Source organism: Niabella agricola (assembly GCF_021538615.1).
Lineage (GTDB): Bacteria > Bacteroidota > Bacteroidia > Chitinophagales > Chitinophagaceae > Niabella > Niabella agricola.
Window position 1 is genome coordinate 592,924 of sequence record NZ_JAJHIZ010000003.1, and the last position, 23,127, is coordinate 616,050.

The following is a 23,127-nucleotide window of genomic DNA, read 5'->3' on the forward strand; positions in this document are numbered from 1 at the left end:
TCTGTTAAGCAATAACTGCCGCCGCTCTCTGCCGCAGGTATCCCCTTTAACAATGGAACTCCGCGGAAAACCATTACCATGTATTACAGGCAAAAAATCGAGAAAAAAAATGCCGCCGGATAAGAGCAACACCACCGAACACCCCAATAACCAACTGAAAAACAATCATATAAACCTCATTCAGCGACCGACTGCTTGCCGCAGTCCTGGTGAATTGAATTTATCTTTATCACCCGGGCCCCAGCCTATCCTATCCAAGCTACACCACACCTGCTGACGGTTCGCCTCTGTTCATGCCTGTAACATGAGAACAATCCGGTTTCAAAATGATAAAAAATCGTGGTTTCATCAGCCTTTAATATCTTTATCAGAATCCCAAAAAACGATGCGAATGCCAGATCAGCCACCGCAACCAAACAAAAATCCCTGCTCCCGAATTTATCTCTATTTTATTGCAGGTCTTTTAAACGGACTGAAAACACAATTCCTGAGGACCCGGAATTTATCGTATTTTCTTGCCCTTTGGCAGCTTTCTTTAGCCACGGCAAACGCAGCAAGGCCCATTACGCCCAATGATTTTAAGGGAACAGATACCGAACGCATTCAAAAAGCGATCGACCGGGCAAGACAGTCGGCAAAAACGATCACCATCCCCGCATTTAATGCTAATGGCTCCACTATCTGGAAAATTGACAAAGCCATCCTCCTGCCTTCAGATATGACCGTCGTACTGGATAACTGTGTGCTTCAATTATCCGACAGCTGCCGCGACAACCTGTTTCGCAGTGATAATACCGGAGCAGGTATTACCCACCCCGTATGGAATAAAAACATTGCATTGATCGGGATCGGTAATGTTATTTTAAAAGGAGCTGATAACCCAAGGGCTACCGGTGACGGTTTGCGCAGACTGGTTCCTGCCGATGAAGCCAATCGTAGCAGGGAACGCATCAGTTATGGAAGCGATGCGGGGAAGCCCGGAAGAAAACAGCTTTCCGACTGGCGGAATTTTATGATCCTGATGGCCTATGTGGATGGCTTTAAACTGAAGAATATCCGGTTTGAATATGCGCACGCCTGGGCTGTAACCTTCGAACGGGTGCATCATGCAGAACTTTCGGATCTGACGTTTTTTACACCGCAGTTCCGGTGGATCAGGGGAGAAAAAGTTGCTACTTATAATAATGATGCCATCAATTTGAGAGAGGGCTGCAAATATTTCCACATCAACAATATCACCGGAATCAATGGCGATGACTGCATTGCTTTATCGGCGCTTGACCTCGGTGCTGCCTATCATACAAACGGGAACCTTTATTCCTACCAGGCCACTTCCACCAAACACAATGGCATTGAAGATGATATTGAACATATTCATATCACGAACATAAAAACAAACTATACAGGAGTGGCCATGCGGGCAAGCGACAGCGCCAGCATCCACCATATTTTTATCAACGGCGTCACTACCATTACAGACCCGGAAATACCACCGCCTTACAAGGGCAGTCCTTACACGATCCTGCTCGGAAATGTTGGGTACGGACAACCACCCATTGCCTATAAGATCCATCACATCTATGTTTCCAATATTATCGGGGATGGGTTGAATTTGATTGAAGTAAAATCGCCGGTTGCCGATTGTGTATTTATGAATGGCGTTTATACCGGTTCAAAAGCAGCAAGCGCCATTACGTATCAGGGGGAAGCCCAGGTGCTGAGCCGGCATGTCCGGGAAATGAACCTTATAAAAACAGATGCTACATTAAGTACCTCCCTGTAAGATGAAGGTACGCTTCTATTCTAAGATGAACCTGCTCCCGTGTTGATGCGGCCGGTGTCGTCTGAATTCAACCGGGGTATTTCTTGAGGGTCTTGTTTGTTATATAATAACAGCGGAGCCGGCACCCGCCTTTTGACTGGAAATCTGCTTTAGATGGAACAGCTCAGGTGGAACCGGCAACCGGTTCCAATACCGGTGCAATACCAGGGCTGCCCCCAATGCCGTCCCCTGGTTCATGGCAGCAGCAAATACTTCCTGTTGTGAAAATTCCTGCGCCAGCAGGTACATAAACAGTTCGTTCTTACTAAATCCCCCATCTACATAGATGCTTTTTACCGGGCTGTCTGCAATTACGAGTTGGGAAGAAGCCTTTTGCTGCAGCACCAGATCCATCATCAACCGATAGTAGGCGGCCTCAGGCGTTTTAAAGGTGTTTAGCTCCCGCCGCCGGAACTTGCAGGGCACCGTGGCCCCGAGGTCGCTGCCGGCATTTCCGTCTGCACCCTTCACCTCTCCCATTGCTTCCAGCATAGAAGGTTCTGCTGTTACAGATTTATAAAAATCAGGAGATATATTAAAATGATCGGCGATGCGCTTTACCTGCTGTTCATGGTCATTTCCCAAAAACAACATCGATACCCTTACCGGGCGGCCCTGGCAGGTAAGATAACTGAGACCGCCGTTTGCAAGGGCTGTTTTATCCGGCAACTGCTGGTTAAAGGGATTCAGACTAATAGCCCAGGTACCTGTAGACAGGATCATAAAGGGCCCGGTAAAGGTTTGCAGGTAAGGAATCATCGCCGCTGAGCTGTCATGCAGTCCGGTTCCTACCGCGATCCATTCCCCCGTCAGCTCATTTTGTACCATCATAGCAGTATCCCCCGGAGTAATGGGACATAACTTATCCAGCAGTCTTTCCTCCTGTATCCAGGTATGATACTGATGCTGCCGGAAGTTCCACATTGCGGAATGGCTGCCAATATGCGTCATTTCTGCAACCAGCTTTCCTGTAAGCAAAAAGCTCAGGTACTGGGGCAAATGCAGGATTTTTGAAATATCCGCATACAACCCGGGCTTGCTGTTTTTGAGCCAGAACAACTGCATCCCCGCATTTAAATGCCCCATGAATGGCGAACAGGTATCCAGTACAAATATAGCTGCACCTCCCCTTCGGTCAGCAAACGCCTGCCACAGCTCCGCAGGATAAGGTTTCAGGTAATTATAAAGATATCCTACCCGTTTCCCGGCGGCATCCACATATACCAGCGAAGCGCCGTAAGTGGTAAAATTGACGGCCTTCAGCTGATACACCCGGGAGGCCTTTAATTGCTGGAAATGCTCCAGCATCCACAAAGCAAGCGCATCCAGGTCTTCACAGGGAAAGCCATCGTCATCCGCTATTTCCTTAAAAACAACCAGTTCCTCCTTTACAACATGGTATTGCTCGTCAAAGACCAGCATCTTCTTATTGGTCTTTCCGATATCAAAAACAACACTGACAGGTATTCTTGTTTGCATAGTTATCCATGTATCAGCTTACGCAGAAACCGGGAGGTTTTCACCGCATCATTCTCGCGGATAAGCGCGTCGATCTCATCGTAATGCTCCTCCACGATCTGTTCGTATTTTTTCACCCACCAGATGCTTTCCGCAATCGCATCTACTGCGTCCTCCCGGTAGGGATACTGGTCCATGGAGATCCAGCCCTCATAACCCGTTTTCTTTAGCCAGAACAGCAGCTCCACATAGGTGGTAAAATGCACGCTGCTTACGATCATATCGTCATCCCAGCTCCCATGGTTATCATTAAAATGCATATGGTATAACAGGTTGCCGGCCCGTTTTGCCAAAACAACCGCTTCCGCAACATTCTCACCGGCATAAAAGCTGTGTCCTGTATCAATGGTTATTCCAACATTCTTACAACCGGTTTCTTTTACTGCCAGAATCGTATCGGCCATACGTGCATGATAGGAAAAATTGCGGGGCTCCTTTGGTTTGTATTCCAGAGCATACCTTAGTGAAGGGAACTCGCTGGCCAGGACCCTTGTGCTTTCTGTAAGCCAGTTCCGTTCCTGGTCGTAATCGGTTGCCAGTAAATAATCATAGCCATCCTGGCCCAGCCAGAGGTTTACAATATTACAATGCATGGCCAGCGCCACTTCGCTCATCTGCCGCAGATAGTCCAGTGCTGCCTGCCGCACCTTAGGGTCGATATTCGTAAGACTCCCTTTACCAAAAAGCGGGTTCCCAAAGGTGTCGGGGATGATGCTGGCACAGGCAACACCCGCATCGTCCAGCCGTTTCTTCATATCCGATACATTATCCGGCCGGATATCCCAGCTGCCCACCAGCTCAATGCCCCGGATCTGCGGCATCCGTTCCAGCGCCTGCTTTAACATCTCTTCTGAACTGGGGTTTTGCTTATACCCTTTGCAAAAACGATCCCTTGTGTTTCCCAGGTTTCCCAATATAATGGCATATTTATGGCTCATAACAATACGATTCTATACGATGATTGCAAATTGCAGTGCTTATATTTTCCATTCGTAGTTTTTCCAACGGCTCATTACCTTACCCAGTGCTTCAATCTCATGGTCTTCGATAGGAACCATTGCTCCCAGCGATGCAGACAATATTAATGATTTTGCACTGAATTCCGCCACTTCAAGATAATCAAAAGCCTGTAAGAGTTTGTTACCGGTAACCAACACGCATTCGTTTTTAATAATCATTACCGGCGCATCTTCCGACATCACCGGTCGCGGTTCGCCTTCTCCGGAAAACAGGCATCCAAGCTCGTTCATTTGTACATCCTGAAGATAGATCCAGGTTTCGGGTATCGTGCGCACATTAAAACGGGCGCCGGTTATAGCAAAGGAAGTCAGGTAAGTAGGCTGTGTAATAATAATGGCATTCATCTCCGGGTACTGCTCATAAATGGCTTTATGCAATAACACGGACTTATCCGGTATTTTTCCTTTTTCCCTTTTTCCATTCCGGATCTGCACCAGATCCTCAGGAGTGAGATCCCATTTAGACAAATGATCCGGCGTAATAATGAAATCATTGCCTTCCCATCTTACCGACATCGACCCATATGCGCCTAACATCAGGCCCTGTCGGCAGGCGCGGGTAATAATTTTATGCAGCGCGGTCCGTTTTTCCCGGTTAACCGTTGAAAAGCGCTGCGCCGACGCTTCCTCGGGCAGGTTGTTATCAAACTGCTTTAAATGCCTTTCGATCACATGTTCGGTCAGGGAATGTGTTGTTCCGATCCTGCTTCCATAGAGGATCGATTTCGCAGTAGCCTCCATCAACTCAAACTTCTGGTAAGCATCGGAAATATCGGCTCCGCCAATGACCGTACCATGATTTTCCATAATAACCACAGAAACGCCGGCCTTAAATTCATCCGCAATATTTTCTCCCAGGGCTTCCGTTCCGGGCATGGCATAGGGCGCGTATCCAATCGACCCGCAAAGTGCGTGTACCTGCGGCAGTACACGGGTATCGGGTACTTTACGTACAATACTGAATGCCACAATACCGGGTGGATGCCCATGTATCACAGATCTGATATCCGGGCGTTTTTTATAAATGGCCCGGTGAAACGGGCACTCCGATGATGGAGGGTGCTTACCAATGACGGTACCATCCTTTTTTACACAAACAATATCCGATGGATCCAATACGCCTTTATCAACTCCGGCCGGTGTTATCCAGATATCGCCTTCTTCATCACAAATGGATAAATTACCTCCCGATGTAGTAGTGAGCTTCCGGTCATAAATGCGTTTCATCATCAAGGCTATCTGCTCCCGGGGATGCATTGTTTTTGTATTCAGCAAGCGCTCCATAAATCGTATTAAATCGTTTAAGTACCAACAAACTTAAAAAAGCTCTGGTGGATTGCTATCCTGCATTGACCCGATGACACAAACCAAAGCAAGGCAATGTTACTGCACAACTGCTGGTTTACATTTCCCTGCTTAAAACACCCACACTTCAATGCTACCCGCAACGACGCTATTTTTTGCGCTCATGATTTAATAGTATATTGTACTTTTAAATCACCAATTCCTTTTTAATGAAAAAACAACGTTTGCTGGATTTGATCCATGTAGATCCCTATTCGAGCACGCCAAAATATCTTCAGATCGTTAACGCTGTTCTCAAAGAAATAGAAAAAGGAACCATAAAAGCGGGTGACTCCATGCCTTCCATCAATGAGTTCAGCATTGAGCTCGATATTGCCCGGGATACGGTAGAACGCGGCTATAAACAACTACGCCGGCTGGGCATCATCAATGCAGTTCCCAGAAGGGGTTATTTTATTGAAAGCACCGAATTTCAGCGGCCGCTACGGGTATTCCTGCTTTTTAACAAACTAAGCACCCCCAAAAAAATGGTGTATGATGCACTGGTAAATGAATTAGGAGACAAAGCGGGTATTGATTTTTATATTTACAATAACGATTTCCAATTATTCAAACGCCTTCTTTCGGGCAGTAAGGACCATTATACCCATTATGTGATCATTCCACATTTTATTGAGGGAGGTGACCATGCTTATGAGATTATTGATACCATTCCAAAAGATAAACTGATCCTGCTGGACAAGCTGGTACCGGGCGTACATGGCAGCTATAGCTCCATTTATATCGACTATCAAAACGATATTTACCAGGCGCTTCATGAAGCGCTTGAACATCTTGAAAAATACCACACCATCAAGCTGATCTTCCCGGACAACAGCTACTATCCGAAAGAAATAAAAAAAGGATTTGCACATTTTTGCCAGGACAATGCCTTCTCCTACCGGATCATTCACAATATTGAAAACGAACCCATCAAACAGGGCGAAGTGTACATTAATATGATCGAAGAAGACCTGGTTACGCTTATTGAAAAAATACAACCTACCTCCCTGAAAATTGGTGCCCAGGTTGGGATTATTTCCTATAACGAAACGCCGTTCAAGCGGGTAATCCTTAATGGCATTACAACGATCTCTTCTGATTTTTATGCGATGGGGGTATTAACAGCCCAGGCCATTCTTTCCGGATCTACAGAACGGCAAAAAGTTCCTTTTAAACTTATCCGCAGACCCTCTTTATAAAGGGTACGAGAACAGGAAAGCGCCCGCCGGCGAAACCTGGATCCAAATCTATTGGTCTATGTGATCTGCCGGGCAATAGCGGCTATCAGAACGCGTATTGCAATGCTAAATCAACATCACCCATTGCTGGAAGCCACACAGTCACCATCCTTGGCTGGCATCCGGATGTGATACTTTTAACGGGAAACAAACTGATAGCGGCCAGACCCAACCTGAACAATGGTATATCCATCTTTGACGGACAATACCCGGAGGTCTTTTACCATCCGGATGTTTTTGCCAGATTCCGTAACAGATGCACCCGCAACAGTAGGAATCCATATTTCTGCGCTGGTATTAGCAGGAATGTCAACGGTCAGCTGGTAACCGCCGTCTTCCTTCTTCCAGCTGCTTTGAATGCGCCCTGCTACAGAACGGTAGGCACCGCTGGCATAGGTAAGGTTTCCGGCCGGCTGAGGTTGAATGCGGATCTTCTGAAAACCTGGTGCAGCAGCGTTAATACCTAATAAAGAGCGGTAAAACCATTCGCCCACCGAACCAAACATGGGATGATTTTGAGAGTATGTGTTATCTGAATATTTCCAGGTTTCCCAAAGCGTGGTGGACCCTCCTTCAATCATATGGCCCCAGCCCGGAAAATCGCGCTGATCTGCGATAGTGTAAGCCAGATCATTCCGGTTGTGCAACCGTAACACATCAAAAAGCATTTTCGTACCAAAGATCCCGGTAGACAGATGATCACCTCTTTTTGCCACGGCGTTTTGCATCGCCTCCAGGGCCCTGGTCTTGTCTGCCCCTCCAGGCAACAGGTCATTCCATAAACCAAAGAACTGCGCAGACTGGGTGCCATTGTCAAAAATACCCGTTTGCGGATTATAGAACTTTTTAGTGATGGCTTCCCGGATGGAAATGGCTAACTGCCGGTATTTCTTCACATCTGCTGGTTTACCCAGTATACTTGCAAATTCACGCATCAACTTCACATGGTGTAAGTAAAAACAGGATGCGGTGAAGGCCACCGGCTTTTCATCAAGAGACTCATGATCGCTTAGTTCAACATCATAGAGATGCCCTTTTGCGCTGTCCATTAAAAACCGGATCTGGCGGCTAAGCGCCGCATAATGCTTCCGGATTACCCGGTCATCTCCATAAAAATCATATACCTGTTTAATTACATACGGGAAGCCCAATTGAAAGCCCAGCGGACCTGACTGATCACCCGGACTTGCATCTGCAATTCCGACATAAGGCGCCGTTTCGGTAATACCACCAAGGGGCCGCTGATCGTCTTCATGATCCTGCAGCACTTTTTTGTAAAAGTTGCCCATATCGAAGTTGAAATTAAACGCATCCGAAGAACAAAACATATCTCCGCCGTAGCCATATTTCTCCCTTGCAGGGCAATCAGATTGCACACTAAATACATTACTCAAGAAAGTCCACCGGATATTTTCGGCCAACTGATTAAACATGGCGTTGGAACACTGAAAGCTCCCGGCGTCCTCAACAGCCGCACTCATTCTCAAACCCTCTATATCGGAAAGCTGGGGCACGCCGGGCCATCCTTTTATTTCCACATAGCGGAATCCGTGAAATGTAAAGCGGGGATTCCAAACTTCCACGCCATTACCGGCGGCGGTATAACGATCTTCCTGCCAGGCCACATAGGGTGCACCAGCTCCTCCATTACCATTTTTCACCTGTCCCGCTACAGCCGTCATCCCATTCAGACTGCCGTCTTTATAGATATCTTCGCCATACCTGAGGACTATTTGGGTACCGGCAGCGGCCTTCAGTCTTACGCGTAAAACACCCGCAAAATTTTGCCCCATATCTGCTATAAACAACCCCGGTTTGATTTCCGTAATTTTAACCGGCTTTACAATCCGGGTTACTTCAACACCTGGTTGTAGTTGTGCGGTGAGTTTGCCAAGCGGTCCGCGCACCAAGACCGCCGGTTTTGTTGTTGCCCAAACGCCATCGTTGCCCTGCCATTTCGCTATTTCTTTTCTGGCATCGTAATGTTCTCCTAAATACACATTGTTTCTTATAACCGGCCCCGGTACCACTTCCCAGCTTTTATCAGAACAAATGATTTCATTTGAACCATCTCCGTATTCGATCCGCATCATCGCGGCAAAACATGGTTCCCCTATGGTTATCCGCTCTCTTAAATTACGGCTGCCCCACATACGCAAAGGAAGTGGATTGTACCAGCCGTTACCCAGCATAACGCCGACTGCATTCGCACCCGGTTTAAATAATGATGTAACGTCGAACGTACGGTACAATACGGTTTTATCAAAACTCGTCCAGCCGGGGGCCAGCATTTCCCTGCCAATCTTCTGTCCATTCAAGTAGGCCTCATAATATCCCAAGCCGGTGATGTACAACCGGGCATTTTTAATTTCTTTTTGCACCTGGAACTGTCTTCGGAATACGGGAGCTGGCCGGTCTTTATAGAAGTCTTCCTCTCTATCCGGTGCTTTATTGCCATCTCCGATCCATTGTCCGTTCCACGCCGTACCAGGCAAAACCGCTGTTTCGAACCAGGTGTTCTGACTCCAGGGAGCGGGTTTTCCATCCTGATCCCAAACCCGCAATTTCCAATAATACCTGGTAAAGGACTTTAAAGGCCTGCCCTTGTAAACGATGGCATTGCTTTTCGACGTGTATACCTTGCCTGAACGCCAGCTTGGGTTCCTGTACAGGCTGTCTGTAGCCACGATTAGTTCATAGGCCGACTGTTTCCGGTTTCTCCCGCTGGCGGTAAACTCCCAGCTTAACGCCGGTTGGGGAATATCAATTCCAAGCGGGTTTACCATATATTCACATCTGAGCCCATCAGGATACAGCGTTTGAGCAGCAAGATGATTGCCCGTATAGATTCCGGGCAGTCCGATTGATACTGCTAAAAAAAATGTCTTTTTTACGCAATCGCAAAAGGAATGCTGAATTATCTGAACCAGGAACTGTGATAACCAAATCATTTTTATCTTTTAAAAACCTTATAGAAATAACTGTCTCGTATGGGTATGGTTGCCGGTAATCGTGCAGGTGACAACCAAACTATCATCAGTGTTTTTTTACCAACGCGTTTAAAACAATATAAGGACAGGATACGGATGTTAAATATACCGGCCCGCGGGTATACGATGGTGGATGAAAACATTCAAGGGGGCCGGCATACTGGCCGCCCTTCCGGAAATCCGTAGCCCTCAGCTCAGCAATATACTCCTTTACCAGCTTCCGGGCATTTTGCTGATCCACCAGCCCAATAGCACACGCCACCCAGCCCACCGGCGTGTGCCAGTAAGCACCGTTCTGGTACTGGTTCAAAGGAGCGCCGGGTATAGCACCCTCCCAGGCGGTAGTGGAACTGAAATCATCGGTTGTAAGCACATGCCGTATACCACCTTTATATGCCAGGGTGCCCGTTGCATAGGCGCCGGAAAGCACAACAGCAGCTTTTTCCGCTGCTTTGCCGGAAAGTATCTTTAAATAGATAGCGAGAGCAGTGCCCCATACATCTTTTTGCCCGCTCTTGCCGGTAGATGCCCGCAACATACCGCCGGCATCTGTAAAGATTTTTGGTATGGCCGACTTCAGCCTGGCTGCGATCGTTTCATACTGCGCCGCCTTTGCCGGGTTGTTCTTTTTCTTAAAGATCGCAGAAAGCTCCAGCGCGGCTTCATACTTCAATAAGGAAGGATACAGCAGGTCGCCGGTAATATGAATGGCGTCCCTGAATCCAAAATCAACCGCACGATATGCTTCAATAGAATGTACGATATGGGTACCGGTACGTGCCGGAGGAACCCGGAATGCGATCTCCAGCCGGTCGGCCAGCGTTGTGCCGTTGATCACTTTATCCAAAACAGCCCAGTCGCCGGTGGCAGCCATATAATGTTTGGCCATCCTAATGAAATAAAACTGATCACAGTAAGGCGGAAAAAACCCAAATTCATGTGTTCCCTGTTCGTTTACATCATAGGTACCGGCAAAATAAACCGGCATCCGGTTATCGGCCAGGATATGGTCTGCAATCGCCCCGTAGGGAATCATACCGCCGCCTTTGGTAATGCGCGTCTGATCGCATTGTGTAGCAGCCGTAAGCAGCAGCATATGCTTTTGCTCATCCGCGGTCACAAAACCTGTTTCCAGGCTCATCACATAATCCCTGATCCAAAAAGCCGGATAAGTGGCCCGCCCTCCCGGGCGGATCAGAGTACCACCGGTTTTGTTCATACCGAAAGGTGCAGGCATGGCTTCTCCGGAACGCACCCGTGCACTATCAAGTACTGTTTGTGTAAGCTTTTTTAAAAAATCCAGGTCTTCAATATTTATTATTGGCGCTTCCTGTGCACACAAAGAATGCGTGTATAAAAATGAAGTTGTAAAAATAAAGCGACCGAAGCGCTGTGCTTTTAACAGGCCCCGGAAAATCTTTCTTTTAAATCGCATTGTTTTTATTTTGTTCCGATACATTACCAACTCCCCTTTAACGCGTACAGTTTACCCTCCCCCGGCAGCAACATATCCGTAAAGACCGCCCCCCGCCTGTACCGAGTTGTATATTGTTTTCCATCCCGCGCCGATACCAGATCTACTTTTCTTATACCGCTGCCTAAATGAAAGGAAAACGCTTCCTTGTTTTTCAGCGATTTGTTGACCACCATTACAAACGATTGCCCGGTACGGCGATCTTTAAATTGCGTAAGGATCATGCGTTGGTGACCATCTACCGGTTTCCAGAAAAAATTGTCCGGCAGGGTCAGCCCCGCAGTGCCATCGAGCGTATCTGAATGATATACTTCTACCGCATCCAGCCATTCCGTAGTTTTACCCAGCTGCTTTAATTCAGCATTTAGCTTCTTAAAAGGCTCGTATAAATCAGTCTTATTGCCCAAGCTGTCAATGATCGCATTGGTGAAGCGTTCCACGGGCTGCCTTACAGGTGTATTGTAGGTAAACCACACGAGGTTCCTGATTCCATAGGCCAATGCCGTGTAGGCGCTATACCGCAATTCATTGCTATCGGGTCGCCTGTAGGCATGTACAATGCCCATGGATTGCGGGTACATGGAAGTTGCAATACCATACCGTAAGCCAACACGCCGGATCACATCCATGTTCTTAAAATACGCCGGACCGAACGCCCCATTCGCCAGTAACGGGTAATGATCGAAGGAAAGCAGTTTCAGGTTTTCCTTTCCCACCTTGCGGACCCAGGCCTCTACATAGGCCTGCTCATAATCAGGGTAAACAAAACTGGGGAACAGGTTTACGGATGGAGTGCCTGCCGGATCGTATTTCAACAAGGCTTTATACGCATTGGCCGGCCAGTCGAGGTTGTCCTTACCCGGTTCGTCAACGATAAAGTAACCGCCCAGTCCCGGATGCATTTTATAGGCATTCACCATAGCTGCTATGTCTGCTTCACCACCCTTTACGCGGGGATCACGCACGAAATAACGGAGCCCGTGGCGGGCCGACAGATCGAGTATGTGACGATTCCTGCGCTCGGCAATCGCCGCATCTTTATTAAAATCAAACAGACTGTCCCCTATAAACTGGATAAAATCCACATTCGCTTCTTTGATCCACCGGAACTGCTCGTCATTGGCCATTTCCGGCATGGGTCCGTAAAAAATTCCTATAGAGAACGGGCGGGGAAGCGAGTCTTTTACAATCGCTGCCTGAGTGGGAAAAACAAAGCTCCACCATACCAACACCCCAAAAATGCTTTTCATGCACATACGTTTCATTATTTTATGAACAAGGAACCGGGTGATCAGGGCGTGCTATAGTTACCCATTAATTCTATTTCCATCAGCTGTATGGGTTGATCTGGTTTGGGGTTCCAAGTAGAAAGCACTTGTATCCTTATATACCGGTATGCCCCTGCGCCAGGCGGAATAAGGAACAGCTCTCCGGCCGTAACATTATGCGTACCCGAGGCAAAATCGCCGATCTTGGTCCAGGTACTCCAGCTGCCATCTGCCGGCGGGTTATTACTGCCCCATAACACAAATGTTTTGGGATTGCCCTCGGAATAGGTAGATCCCCAGTCCGTACGCTGCCATAACCGGAAGGAGTAAAGGGAATAGTCGGATGTACCCAGTTCAAATGTAACATGTGCCGGCTTTGCAATATTGGGTGAGTGATAACCCGGATCTGCATTGGTTCTGCCATCCCACATATTTTCAATGCGCCAGGTAGGGAAAATGGAAGCCATTTCACCGGCATCACCAGGAAGCCGCACTGCCTTGAACTTTGATTTGTCCAGTTTATATACAATAGCTTTTGACGGAATCAGCGCAGGATTGGTTTTTAGCGTATCAACAGAGGTTGTATCCGCCCGGTACCAGGTCGTGTAGGAAATATCTGTTCCCGATTTATAGTCAGCAAGCGTGGTAGCAGCAGATTCAGGAGTTACAAATAGTTTTTTGACCACACCTGTTACATCCGTATAGGTAAGCTCATGACCGATGCTTCCGTTATAGGTATCCGCGCCACCCCAGGCCAGCAAAAGTTTTCCGGTTGCGTTATCTACAAAGCTTTGGCTCAGCGGGCGGTTAAACATATTGGACAAAAACGTAGCACCAATAGAACGTCCCTGTACTTCTACAGGAACGGACTGTTTACCCGTGTCATCAAAGGTTTTAATAATAAAGGAATACATACCCTCGGGTATATTTAGAAAATAAGAAACGCTATCCACGTTGCCCGGTATCCTGAACTCTGCTGAATCTGCAAAATTATTCCAGTAGATGCGGGCCCTGGATACCGTGGGATCCACCGGTGCCTTCCAGGTAAACTTAACCCGGTTCAGACCCGAATATGTTTTTACCGCTTTGGCGCGCTCTACATAAGTGACGCCTTCGGGCACCACATACTTCTTATACGTATCATCCATTTTCTTGCAGCCGGTAATTACGATTGCACTCCATGCTGCAATAAACAGGCTTATGTTGACTTTCATATTGCTCGAGTTGACTTTATGATAGAATGATTATTGTCCATCCTGGCCCCAGAGGGTCAATTCCTGTATAACGATCTGCGTTTGACCGCTGGAAATACCCCAGGTATCTAAGGTTTTAAACCGGATATACCTTACGGTTGGGATTCCGGCTTCAAACTCAAACTCTTCTCCCCTGTTTAAGGCATAATCCCTGTCTTCCGGTGTAACCGGTCCCTCACCCGATGGTTTAAAGGAACTGAATGTGCCTAATTTCACCCAATTGCTGCGGTAGATCTTATTTTCAAGGTCTACATAATCTCCATCCGGATCCACACTGTTGGAGCCCCATATCTCAAAATTTTTCGGATGTGATCCCTGGTAAGCGCCTTCGGGATGCAGCCAGGTTCGCATACGGCTGATCGCTACCGGCCGGCCCAGATCCAGGGTAAAGGTTTGCGGCAATTGATAGCTCCGGGTGGCAAAAAGACAGCAGTAGCCAAAGCCTCCGTCAAATATTTTACGCAAGGGATAATTTTCCACATATTCATAGTTATCCCCCGGCAGTTCCATTGCCTTCCAGGAGCCCTTATCGATCTGCTTTTCAAACCATGGCTTTATGATCGCTTCCTTTTGCGTGGTCTTATTATTCCAGCGGTCTCTTAACAATACAGCAAATTTTCTCGCCGTAGTATCCATTCCCCTCACGGAAAAATTAACACGATCCGCGGATGTATAATAAGTGGTCAGCTCGCTGTAGTTCCCGTTACGAAGGGTATCCTGCAGGATCACAACCGCCAGGTTGGCACGTTCCGGATTTTGCAGTTTTACGTTAATCCCGCCAAAAGTTCCAGCAATATTCAGGGTTTCATACACCGATTGAATAGCCGGCATCAGCGGCTTTACCTTTACGACCAGAGGCTCGGACGCTTTTTCATTTTTACCAACGCTGTATAAGGCTACATCGTATTCCCCGGTGCCGCCGAAACCTTCTACTTTGAGGGTATCTGTATAGTAAGAAGACTTCACCTCCCATTGGGAACCGGGTGAAGTTTCATATACGGCTTTTACATACCTTAGATTGGGATCTTTCGGTATTTTGTATACGATATAGGCGCCGCCGCTCACGGGAATAATCCTTACATCCTGCACCTGTGCCGGGGCAGGCAGGCCGGCATCTGTATAGTTGATATAACCTTCCTTCCGGTTACAGCTCAGAACCACCAGCGAAAGAAACGCCCAAAACCATACCTGATATTTTCGTTCCATCATTGATAATTTTTTTAAATGTTACAGTTGTTATTGTTACCAGCCGATATTTTGCACCAGATTGGTATTTACATTCAGATTGTTTTCCGATATAGGCCAGAAATAATCCTTTACACCAAAGCGCTGCTGAAAAATATTGGTGGGCCGGTAATACGATTCAGTCGTGGAGCCATAAACGTTCCATCCGGTAATGGTTTTATTCATTTCTGTAAGCGCCAGCTTCCAGCGGCGCAGGTCCCAGAAACGCTGTTGCTCAAACGCCAGCTCATTCAGCCGTTCGCGCTGGATAATTTCCCGTACACCGTTCTTGGTGGTTACTTTTGCGGGGTTGGTTGAGAAATCGGACCAGGCCTTAAGTACCCCGGGAATACCGGCCCGCTCCCTAACTTTATCCAGATACAGGAACACTTCCGCGTCCGGGCCTTTTACTTCATTAAGGCATTCACTAAACAAAAGATACAGATCGGCAAGGCGCATCAGCGGCCATGGATAACGGATGGTTGTATAACTGGAAGGGCTTCGCACATTATCGGGGTGTATCCATTTTTTAATCGGGTAACCGGTAACCGGGCCATTGAAGGCAGATGTTTTCCCGATCGGATCGCCCAACTTGAACCGCAGCCAATAAAGATCGCTCTCCTTTTTATCGTTAAATTTCCCCTGCCCATACCAGATGCCACCATCGAAGCCCAGGTTAGCATAAAACCTTGGCTCACGGTTAAAATTGAGCGCAGCCGTCGTAAAGCCGCTTCTCAAATACAGGCGGTGTGCGGCCGTAGCCTGCCGGGTGGTGTAACGGTCTGCATATGGCCATGTTTTATCTTCATTGATGGGTAAACCGTTACTGGTATAAAACTGTTCTGCTATTTTCAACGGTGCGTTGTACCGGTTATCCATCCATACCCGGGCTTGCGGACTGGGATCCCAATCCGGTGACGCCAGGACCTGCATCCGGTCGATCCAGCTTTGGGTATTGGCCCAGATGATTTCTGAGTTCCATTTTTCTGAAAAAGCCATCCGCAGACTCAGTTCTGTTTGCGTTGTATCGCTGATCAAGAATGCGGCCTTTACATTGGGATGCTTATACAGCGTAATGCCTGCGGCTTCGCATATAGCAATCGCCTCCCGGCATGCATCAGCGGCTCGCTGCCATTTGGCCTCAGCATAAGCCGGGCTAAACAGCTGGGTTCCGTCCGGGTTTTTCAAACTGGCCTCCTCAGCATTGCCGTTAAAGAGCGGACTGGCTGCAAAGGTGAGCAGTTTTGCCTTGAGGCTATACGCAACAGGCTGTGTTATCTTTCCGTAATACTGCGGATCTACTATAACCTTGGGCAGATCCTCTTTGGCTTCATCCAATAGTTGTACCATATAATTGAAGCAAGAGTCTACCGGTTCACGAAGCACTTTTACTTCGTTAACGCCTGCCGAAACCGGCAGGTTCGTTCTCACAACCGGTATAGGGCCGTACATGCGCAGCAGCAGGAAATGGTAAAAAGCCTTGAGTACTTTTACCTCCGCAATCCATTGCCGTTTTTCACGGGGTTCCATGTCCGGCACCCGGCCAATATGCTCCAGGAAAATATTGCAGTCACGGATGGCACGATACATGTTTGTCCAGTAATCGCCGCCAATAGGGCTGATTACATTCTGGTCGCCTTCTGCCAGGCGCCGGTATATACTGGTTTCGTTAATATCCGGAAGCTCCCATATTTCGTCCCCCCCAAATAAGGCGGGACCACCATTGGGCTCAGCATCCTTGGGCATATAGGAGTAGCAGGTAAATAAATACTTTTCTGCCTCACCGCGCATCGAAAAGGCATTATCAAGTGTTGCCACATTATCAGGAACAATGTCGAGGTATTTCTTACAGGAAGAAAAACAGCATAGAACTCCTATAAAAACGCTAACGGCAATTTTTTTCATTTTATGCATTTTAATCTGTTAATTAAAATTTAAGTGAACACCCAGGTTATATACCTTTTGAATCGGATAAGCAAGACCATTGCCACCCATTTCCACATCCCAGAGTTTAAATTTGCTGAATGTAAGCAGGTTGTTCCCGCTAAAATAAATGCGGATGCCGGAGGAACGTATTTTATTAGTCAGCTTTTGCGGAAGCGTATATCCGAACTCCACGGTTTTGAGGCGCAGCAACGCTCCGTTCCGCATAAACCAGGTGCTTGTCTGATTATTGTTGGGGTGTACAAAATTGCTGAGCCGGGGCCAGAACGCATAAATGTCCTGGTTTTGTTCGCTCCAGAAATCATCGGCGATCACCTTCAATGCCTGCCGGTCATCAACAAAGGGCGTGATCGTACTGTAATCGATCCAGAATGATTCATTGGCCAGCCCCTGGAAAAATAAGGACAGGTCAAATCCCTTATAAGTAGCAGATGGTCCAAACCCATATACAATTTCCGGTACAGTAGGATAACCGATGGGCACCTGGTCAGCTTCTGTGATCCGCCCATCGCCGTTTACATCCAGGAATTTAATATCGCCCCCCAGCACCGGCCGGCCAAAATTCTGGGCCGGTGAATTATATGCATCCTCATCATCTACAAAAAGGCGTTCGGCAATATACCCGTAAGCCTGGTTTATATTCTGCCCCACTTTGGAGCGCCAGGGTTCTTTATACAGCGGCTCTTCATTTACAAGGTACTTATTGGTGGCATAGGTGAAATTACCCATCGCCGACAAAAACAGCCCGTTATCGAAAGATTTGCTTACAGTAAGCGACGCGTCAATTCCCTGGGAAGAAGCCTCTCCCACATTCGCCCGGATGGGGGCCGACAATCCCATAGTGGTGGGGATAAATGCCCGCGTCATCAGGATATTGGTACGGTGCTGCTTGAAAAAGTCTACATTTAGTGTAATGGCATTGAACAAGCCCAGCTCCAGTCCAAGGTTTTGCTGGTATGATTTCTCCCAGGTAATATCTTCATTAGCGTATCTTTTAACCAAAACTCCGGGCAGGTACCGGCTGGCGCCTGAAAGATCCCTTCCAAAGTTGGCGCCGCGTTCTCCGGCATTCATATTCACTTCTGATAAATAGAAGAAACGGTCATCCGGGGAACCTATGGCATCATTACCGATAATGCCATAGGTGTAGCGTAACTTGAGCGTATTAATGGTATTCCTCAACTTTTCAAAGAAAGGCTCATTATGAATGGTCCAGGCGACACCCCCTGAAGGAAAAAAACCAAAACGCTTGTCCTGGTAAAACCGTTCGGAACCATTATATCCGAAATTAAACTCTGCATGATACCGGCTGTCATAGCCATAGGTAAATCTTCCGGAGAGGCCCGTATTTCTCAATGGCAGCGAGGTCAGCAGCGTATTAGCCGCCGAATTGAGCCGCTGCTGCACAATGCCAACCAGCATCCCGCTGATGGAATGCTTTTCACCGATCCGGTTATCGTAATTCAATACCCCCTGGGCATAAAAATTAGAGTTCACCTCCCGGTCCCCCGGCGCAAAATTCAGATATTCCGTTCCTATAGGGCCTACCGGTTGCGGATTAGCAGAAGAATTGATCACATTATAGGAATAGTTTTGAGTAATCGGGTCATAATTCGACACCTCGTAGTAAAAGGGGTTATAGAACCGGGTGATGCTATTGAAGGCATAACGTTCTACATTCAGCATTCCTCTAAAATTGAGCCCTTTTATCCATCCCCCCAGGTTCTGGGCCACTTCCAGCTGCGCCATCATTTTGGACCGGTTCCAGTCGCGGTAACCTCTTACCATCTCCGCATAAGGGTTCAGGTAGAGCGAACCGCGGTTACTGCGGGTAACATTATTACCGAAAAGAATATGCTTTACATAAGCGTGCGCCGAGTCCTTGGGAAAAGTAGCCGGGAACTGCACCGGGTTGGAGCGCATCACCATTCCGTACATTTCTTCGCCGTTGTAGATCGGACCACGGTAGTCGTCAAAATTACCATACAGCCGCACGGTAAGCATGGTCGTTTTGGTAAGGTCTATATCGATATTGGAGCGCAACGAATAACTTTTCAGATTGATATTACTGTTAAAGTTATTTACAGGATCCACCTTCAGTACCCCGTTGTCCTGGTTTAATGCCCCGGAAACAAAATAGCGGGCAACGCCTCCACCGCCGCTTATATTGAGTGCATAGCGCTGGTTGCTGGTATAGTCTTTAAACAATATTTTTCTCCAGTCATTGGCGGGATACAAATAAGGGTTGGAGCCTTGTTGCCCGGTCCGGTTAATTTTATCATCTGAATAGAGGATGGTTCCCAGCCGGTCCCTTGTCAGCACGGCCTCATTGGCCATTTTCATATAAGTAACGGGGTCTGCAAGCTCTATATTTTTCGTAGGCATTGAAAAGGCCTGATCCATCCGAAGGGATATTTTAGCACTGCCCACTTTTCCTTTTTTAGTGTTTACGAGGATCACTCCGTTTGCCCCTCGGGCTCCGTATACGGCGGTAGAAGTAGCATCTTTTAAAATAGAAAAAGCAGCAATATCATCCACTGTTAACCGGGCCAGGTCGGTACTGCTGGACTCGATCCCATCAATCAAAATCAGCGGGCCGTTCTTATAGCCAAAGGTAGTAACACCTCTTACAAAAAACTCGGCATTATCACGACCAGGTTCGCCGGTACGTTGATAGCCAATAACACCGGCCACCCTTCCGGCCAGCGCCGTAGTAAGGTTACTGGAAGGAATCCGCAACTCTTCGGGGTTTACCGATGTTACCGCGCCCACTACCTGTTCCTTTCTTCGCGATTCAAACCCGACCTGCACCACTACCTGGTCAAGCGCCTGCACCTTTTCATCAGATTCCAGCACCACTACCAGTTCCCTGCCCGTACGGACCAGTACGGTTTTGGGTTTATAATTCACCGCCGACGCTTCGATGGAGTCTTTATCAGAAGAAGCCGTAATAAAAAAATTGCCGTTTTGATCAGTGGCCATTCCTCTGGACGTTCCTTTGACATTTACAGAGGCATTTTCTACTGCAGCGCCGTCGGTATTTATTACTTTACCAAACACCTTAATTGTGTCCTGCGCCTGCATAACTCCTGTTGTTATGCAAACCAACATACAACTGAGCACCAGGCCAAGAACAAGTTGTTTCATTCCTGAAAAACACAGCAGGATTTTCGTTTTCATGTTTTGATTTATTTTTTTGTTTGGATATAGGCCCATCAGGCATGCGTTCGAGCACGCTCTACAAGTAAACCGCATTTGATGGTATTTTTATCGTTTTTAACAGCGGCGTTTCTGAATGGCTGTTACATTCATACCGTTACACTTTATATGTAAACAAAACAATCGTTTAATTATTCGTTCTTATTAATAGTTTTTCAGATACCGGATTTAAAAATAAATAAACGGAATAAGCTTACTGTCCTGCACTGTACTGAAAACAGAAAAAAACAAGCGACCACAGTGTGCGTCTGTTGCTTCGCCTGGAAGACAGCATTGCTTATCAGCCGGCTGTTTCAAAAATAATTTTACTCAATGTTTGTATATGCCGGTTTATAACGCTGCGGGAATCCGCTCTGATTCGAGGCCGAAATGATTGACGGTGCTTACCGCAATCCTTCCTGGATCATTTTCAGGATATGCCAGCTCCTGTTTCATTTCGGGCAATACAAGCGGCTCCGCATTGTCGCCGTTTGTATCAAACTGTTGAAATGACCCTGTCGAAGGCAGTCGTGCGATAAGGACATTGTTCCTGTAAATATTAAAATGACTGATCCCGGACTCTATGTCAGCATCAGCCTTCCAGGTAACCATCGCCCTGCCGTGCGGCTTCCTTGTACGTTGCAGGCTGTAAGGCGGTGGCGGCGGTGTTTGATCAATGACGGTTCCGGTGAGCACATACTCCCGCCACTTCGCGGCCGTTGCAGCATCAGGTAACCAGGCGGCGCAAAGCGAAGCTCCGGGGTAGGTTGCAGCAGGATACAGATTATAATGCATGGTATCGGCCAACCATGCTTTGGAGTCATCTACCGGTTGCATGGCTGTATACGGAGCGCCTTGTTCGGAAGGGAGCCGTTGCTGCATCACGGCTTCATAAAATGGGATGGCCATATAACGCACATAACTATAATTATGGGTTTGACGCGGTGTATATGCAATGCCGGCATATCCGCCCCGGGAACGAAGTTTACCAAACTCTTTTATAGAGGTCTGCCAGCAACAGGTATCACCTTCCGGCCCGGCATGCCGTAGCATCACAGGCACCTTAAATGCAGCCGGAGGATAGGCTCCGGGATCAAAGGCAGGCGAATAACCAAATACAGCCAGTATTCTCTCGGGATACCGCTGAAGCATAGACAAGGCCCAATAGCCGCCACCAGAATGTCCCCAAAGCAGCCAGGGAAGCGTTACCAGCCTGCGATTCCCCGATACGGTTCCAATATCGTCCAGGGCTTTGATCAGGGCCGTTCCCGATCCCGACGCCACATCGCGCCAGTTATGGCAATTTCCTTTCGCGGAATACAGATCCGGACCAACGATCGCCAGGTGCCATTTCTTTGCAAATGCCTGGTATTGCAAATCATAGGCAGCAGCTGCGCCTGTTCCTTCCATGGTACACCCATGCTGATGTATAAAGACGCCATTAAGGGATGGCATGCTATCCGGAATAAATATTGTGTACCGGGCTGAGTCAAAGGTATAATGCGGGTCCGTTTGAACAATGCTGTAAATTTTACCATTGGGTACCTGCTGCACCCGGAACGCAGGCAGCACTTTCTTTTGGGCCGGTGCAATCAACGACAGGAGCATCAGCACACCCGCTATCATCCACTGTCCTGCATTATTCATAAATTTCAGGTATATCTGTTAAGGTTTGCAGATACATCAGCCGCGCACCTTTGCCGTTGGGATGATGATAGATCTGGCTAAAATCATAATCCTCCTGCCACATTGTGGTCCTGTCTACCGTGATGCCGTCAAAATTCAGTGAAGTGGCATGATCAAATCTTGCGCCGCTGATCTGATACTTCCGGCGAACCTTTTCAATAACTGCGTTAACCGGCACCTGGCTGCCGCTTTCATTTGCAGGAATGTTATTAAGGATGGGGATGGCTCCCTGCGACCGGATGTATTCGACCAGGCCGCTCAGATTCTCCTCCGTATTGCCGCCGTTGGTACCAATCGTCACCATCACATATTTCGCTTTCAGAAAGGGCAACTCATTTTTTATCCGGTTGAACAATTCGTTAATCGTCGTTCCGCCACGCCCGCTGGCAATTACGGATCCCCGGACCCGGTGGCGGATCAGCTGCGTCCAGGATGTGGAGAAAACGGATGTTGGAAAATAACTTTCCGGCTCCGTAATTGAATCACCGTACAACAGCAATTTTATATTACAGGCTTTTGAAAGAACCATCATCTGCTTTATCCAAATGCCGCTGCCTCCTGCTAATCCAAAACAATAATAATCGTGCTGAAGCCCCACAAAAAAACCAGAACCTACAGCTCCGGCCCGTACACCGCCTTGCCCATCCATCGTTGCAGCAACGCTGTCCTCTTCACCAGTATACAGATCGATCAACTTCAGCATCGATGTCTGGTAGTTGTGGTGCACTTCCACCAGGTAATCGTGCCCAGGGTTTAAAAAAGGAACCGCTTTTCGGATTTCCGGTGTTGTACGGATCGAAATGCTTTGATTTGTCATATCCACATGCGCTTTAAAATCACCCTGGTCGCTTTGGAACACCGCATCGGCATCTGCTGAAAACCGCACCCGGTAACGTACCAGCCGCTGGGCAAGCGAGTAGTATTTATTCAACCGGGCCAGCTGCCCTTTACCGCTCAGTTGCATTCCGTTTTCAGTAAAACGGGCGCCGGATGGCGGCAAGATCAAATCCGGGAAACTTCCGCCTGCATTAAACACCTGATTGTATAATACAACAGTGCCGCCACCGGGTTGTGCACCAACCGGATCTGTTGCAAAGCACCAAACAAACAAGCAGCACAAGAGTTGGCGTGCAGGCCTTTTCATGG

At 47.7% G+C, this 23,127-nt stretch carries 14 protein-coding genes; 2 read left to right on the top strand and 12 right to left on the bottom strand.

Going from position 1 to position 23,127, the window contains the following annotated elements:
- Window positions 1-391: 391 nt before the first annotated feature.
- The gene (locus tag LL912_RS07975; protein WP_235553053.1) at window positions 392-1,783 is read left to right on the top strand and encodes a glycoside hydrolase family protein; all 1,392 of its coding nucleotides are present in this window, start codon (window positions 392-394) and stop codon (window positions 1,781-1,783) included.
- Between the two features lie 99 nt (window positions 1,784-1,882).
- Here LL912_RS07975 and LL912_RS07980 read toward each other — a convergent pair whose 3' ends face one another.
- The 3 genes from LL912_RS07980 to LL912_RS07990 are packed head-to-tail and all read right to left on the bottom strand — an operon-like array spanning window position 1,883 to window position 5,643.
- A complete protein-coding gene (locus tag LL912_RS07980) occupies window positions 1,883-3,301 on the bottom strand; it encodes an FGGY-family carbohydrate kinase (RefSeq protein ID WP_235553054.1) in 1,419 nt (472 codons plus the stop codon).
- Between the two features lie 2 nt (window positions 3,302-3,303).
- The gene (locus LL912_RS07985) at window positions 3,304-4,278 is read right to left on the bottom strand and encodes a sugar phosphate isomerase/epimerase family protein (protein ID WP_235553055.1); all 975 of its coding nucleotides are present in this window, start codon (window positions 4,276-4,278) and stop codon (window positions 3,304-3,306) included.
- Window positions 4,279-4,317: 39 nt separating this feature from the next.
- Window positions 4,318-5,643 (bottom strand): class II aldolase/adducin family protein, encoded by a 1,326-nt coding sequence (locus LL912_RS07990; protein ID WP_235553056.1) that lies wholly within the window; start codon window positions 5,641-5,643, stop codon window positions 4,318-4,320.
- Window positions 5,644-5,873: 230 nt separating this feature from the next.
- On the opposite strand from LL912_RS07990, the gene LL912_RS07995 reads away from it, so the two are divergent.
- Window positions 5,874-6,905 (top strand): GntR family transcriptional regulator, encoded by a 1,032-nt coding sequence (locus tag LL912_RS07995; protein WP_235553057.1) that lies wholly within the window; start codon window positions 5,874-5,876, stop codon window positions 6,903-6,905.
- A 176-nt stretch (window positions 6,906-7,081) separates the two neighbouring features.
- On the opposite strand, the gene LL912_RS08000 is transcribed toward LL912_RS07995, so the two are convergent.
- The 9 genes from LL912_RS08000 to LL912_RS08040 form a co-directional block, all read right to left on the bottom strand.
- The gene (locus LL912_RS08000) at window positions 7,082-9,808 is read right to left on the bottom strand and encodes a family 78 glycoside hydrolase catalytic domain (RefSeq protein ID WP_455011051.1); all 2,727 of its coding nucleotides are present in this window, start codon (window positions 9,806-9,808) and stop codon (window positions 7,082-7,084) included.
- Window positions 9,809-9,980: 172 nt separating this feature from the next.
- Entirely contained in the window at window positions 9,981-11,369 is a 1,389-nt protein-coding gene (locus LL912_RS08005) for a hypothetical protein (protein WP_235553059.1), read from the bottom strand.
- Between the two features lie 23 nt (window positions 11,370-11,392).
- Entirely contained in the window at window positions 11,393-12,658 is a 1,266-nt protein-coding gene (locus LL912_RS08010; protein WP_235553060.1) for a hypothetical protein, read from the bottom strand.
- 41 nt (window positions 12,659-12,699) lie between these two features.
- On the bottom strand, window positions 12,700-13,890 hold the full coding sequence (locus LL912_RS08015; protein ID WP_235553061.1) for a DUF4998 domain-containing protein: 1,191 nt from the start codon (window positions 13,888-13,890) through the stop codon (window positions 12,700-12,702).
- 30 nt (window positions 13,891-13,920) lie between these two features.
- Window positions 13,921-15,138: a DUF4959 domain-containing protein gene (locus LL912_RS08020; RefSeq protein ID WP_235553062.1), complete on the bottom strand. Its 1,218-nt coding sequence runs from the start codon at window positions 15,136-15,138 to the stop codon at window positions 13,921-13,923.
- A gap of 33 nt (window positions 15,139-15,171) precedes the next feature.
- Window positions 15,172-17,058, bottom strand: coding sequence for a RagB/SusD family nutrient uptake outer membrane protein (locus tag LL912_RS08025; RefSeq protein WP_235553063.1), 1,887 nt, complete (start codon window positions 17,056-17,058; stop codon window positions 15,172-15,174).
- 18 nt (window positions 17,059-17,076) lie between these two features.
- Window positions 17,077-20,277 carry a SusC/RagA family TonB-linked outer membrane protein gene (locus LL912_RS08030; RefSeq protein WP_235553064.1) on the bottom strand — a complete coding sequence of 1,067 codons (3,201 nt, stop codon included), beginning with the start codon at window positions 20,275-20,277 and terminating at the stop codon, window positions 17,077-17,079.
- A 369-nt stretch (window positions 20,278-20,646) separates the two neighbouring features.
- Window positions 20,647-21,942, bottom strand: a complete 1,296-nt coding sequence (locus tag LL912_RS08035) for a hypothetical protein (RefSeq protein WP_235553065.1) — start codon at window positions 21,940-21,942, stop codon at window positions 20,647-20,649.
- Window positions 21,935-23,125 carry an SGNH/GDSL hydrolase family protein gene (locus tag LL912_RS08040; protein WP_235553066.1) on the bottom strand — a complete coding sequence of 397 codons (1,191 nt, stop codon included), beginning with the start codon at window positions 23,123-23,125 and terminating at the stop codon, window positions 21,935-21,937. Before LL912_RS08040 ends, LL912_RS08035 begins: the two co-directional genes overlap by 8 nt.
- Window positions 23,126-23,127 lie beyond the last annotated feature (2 nt).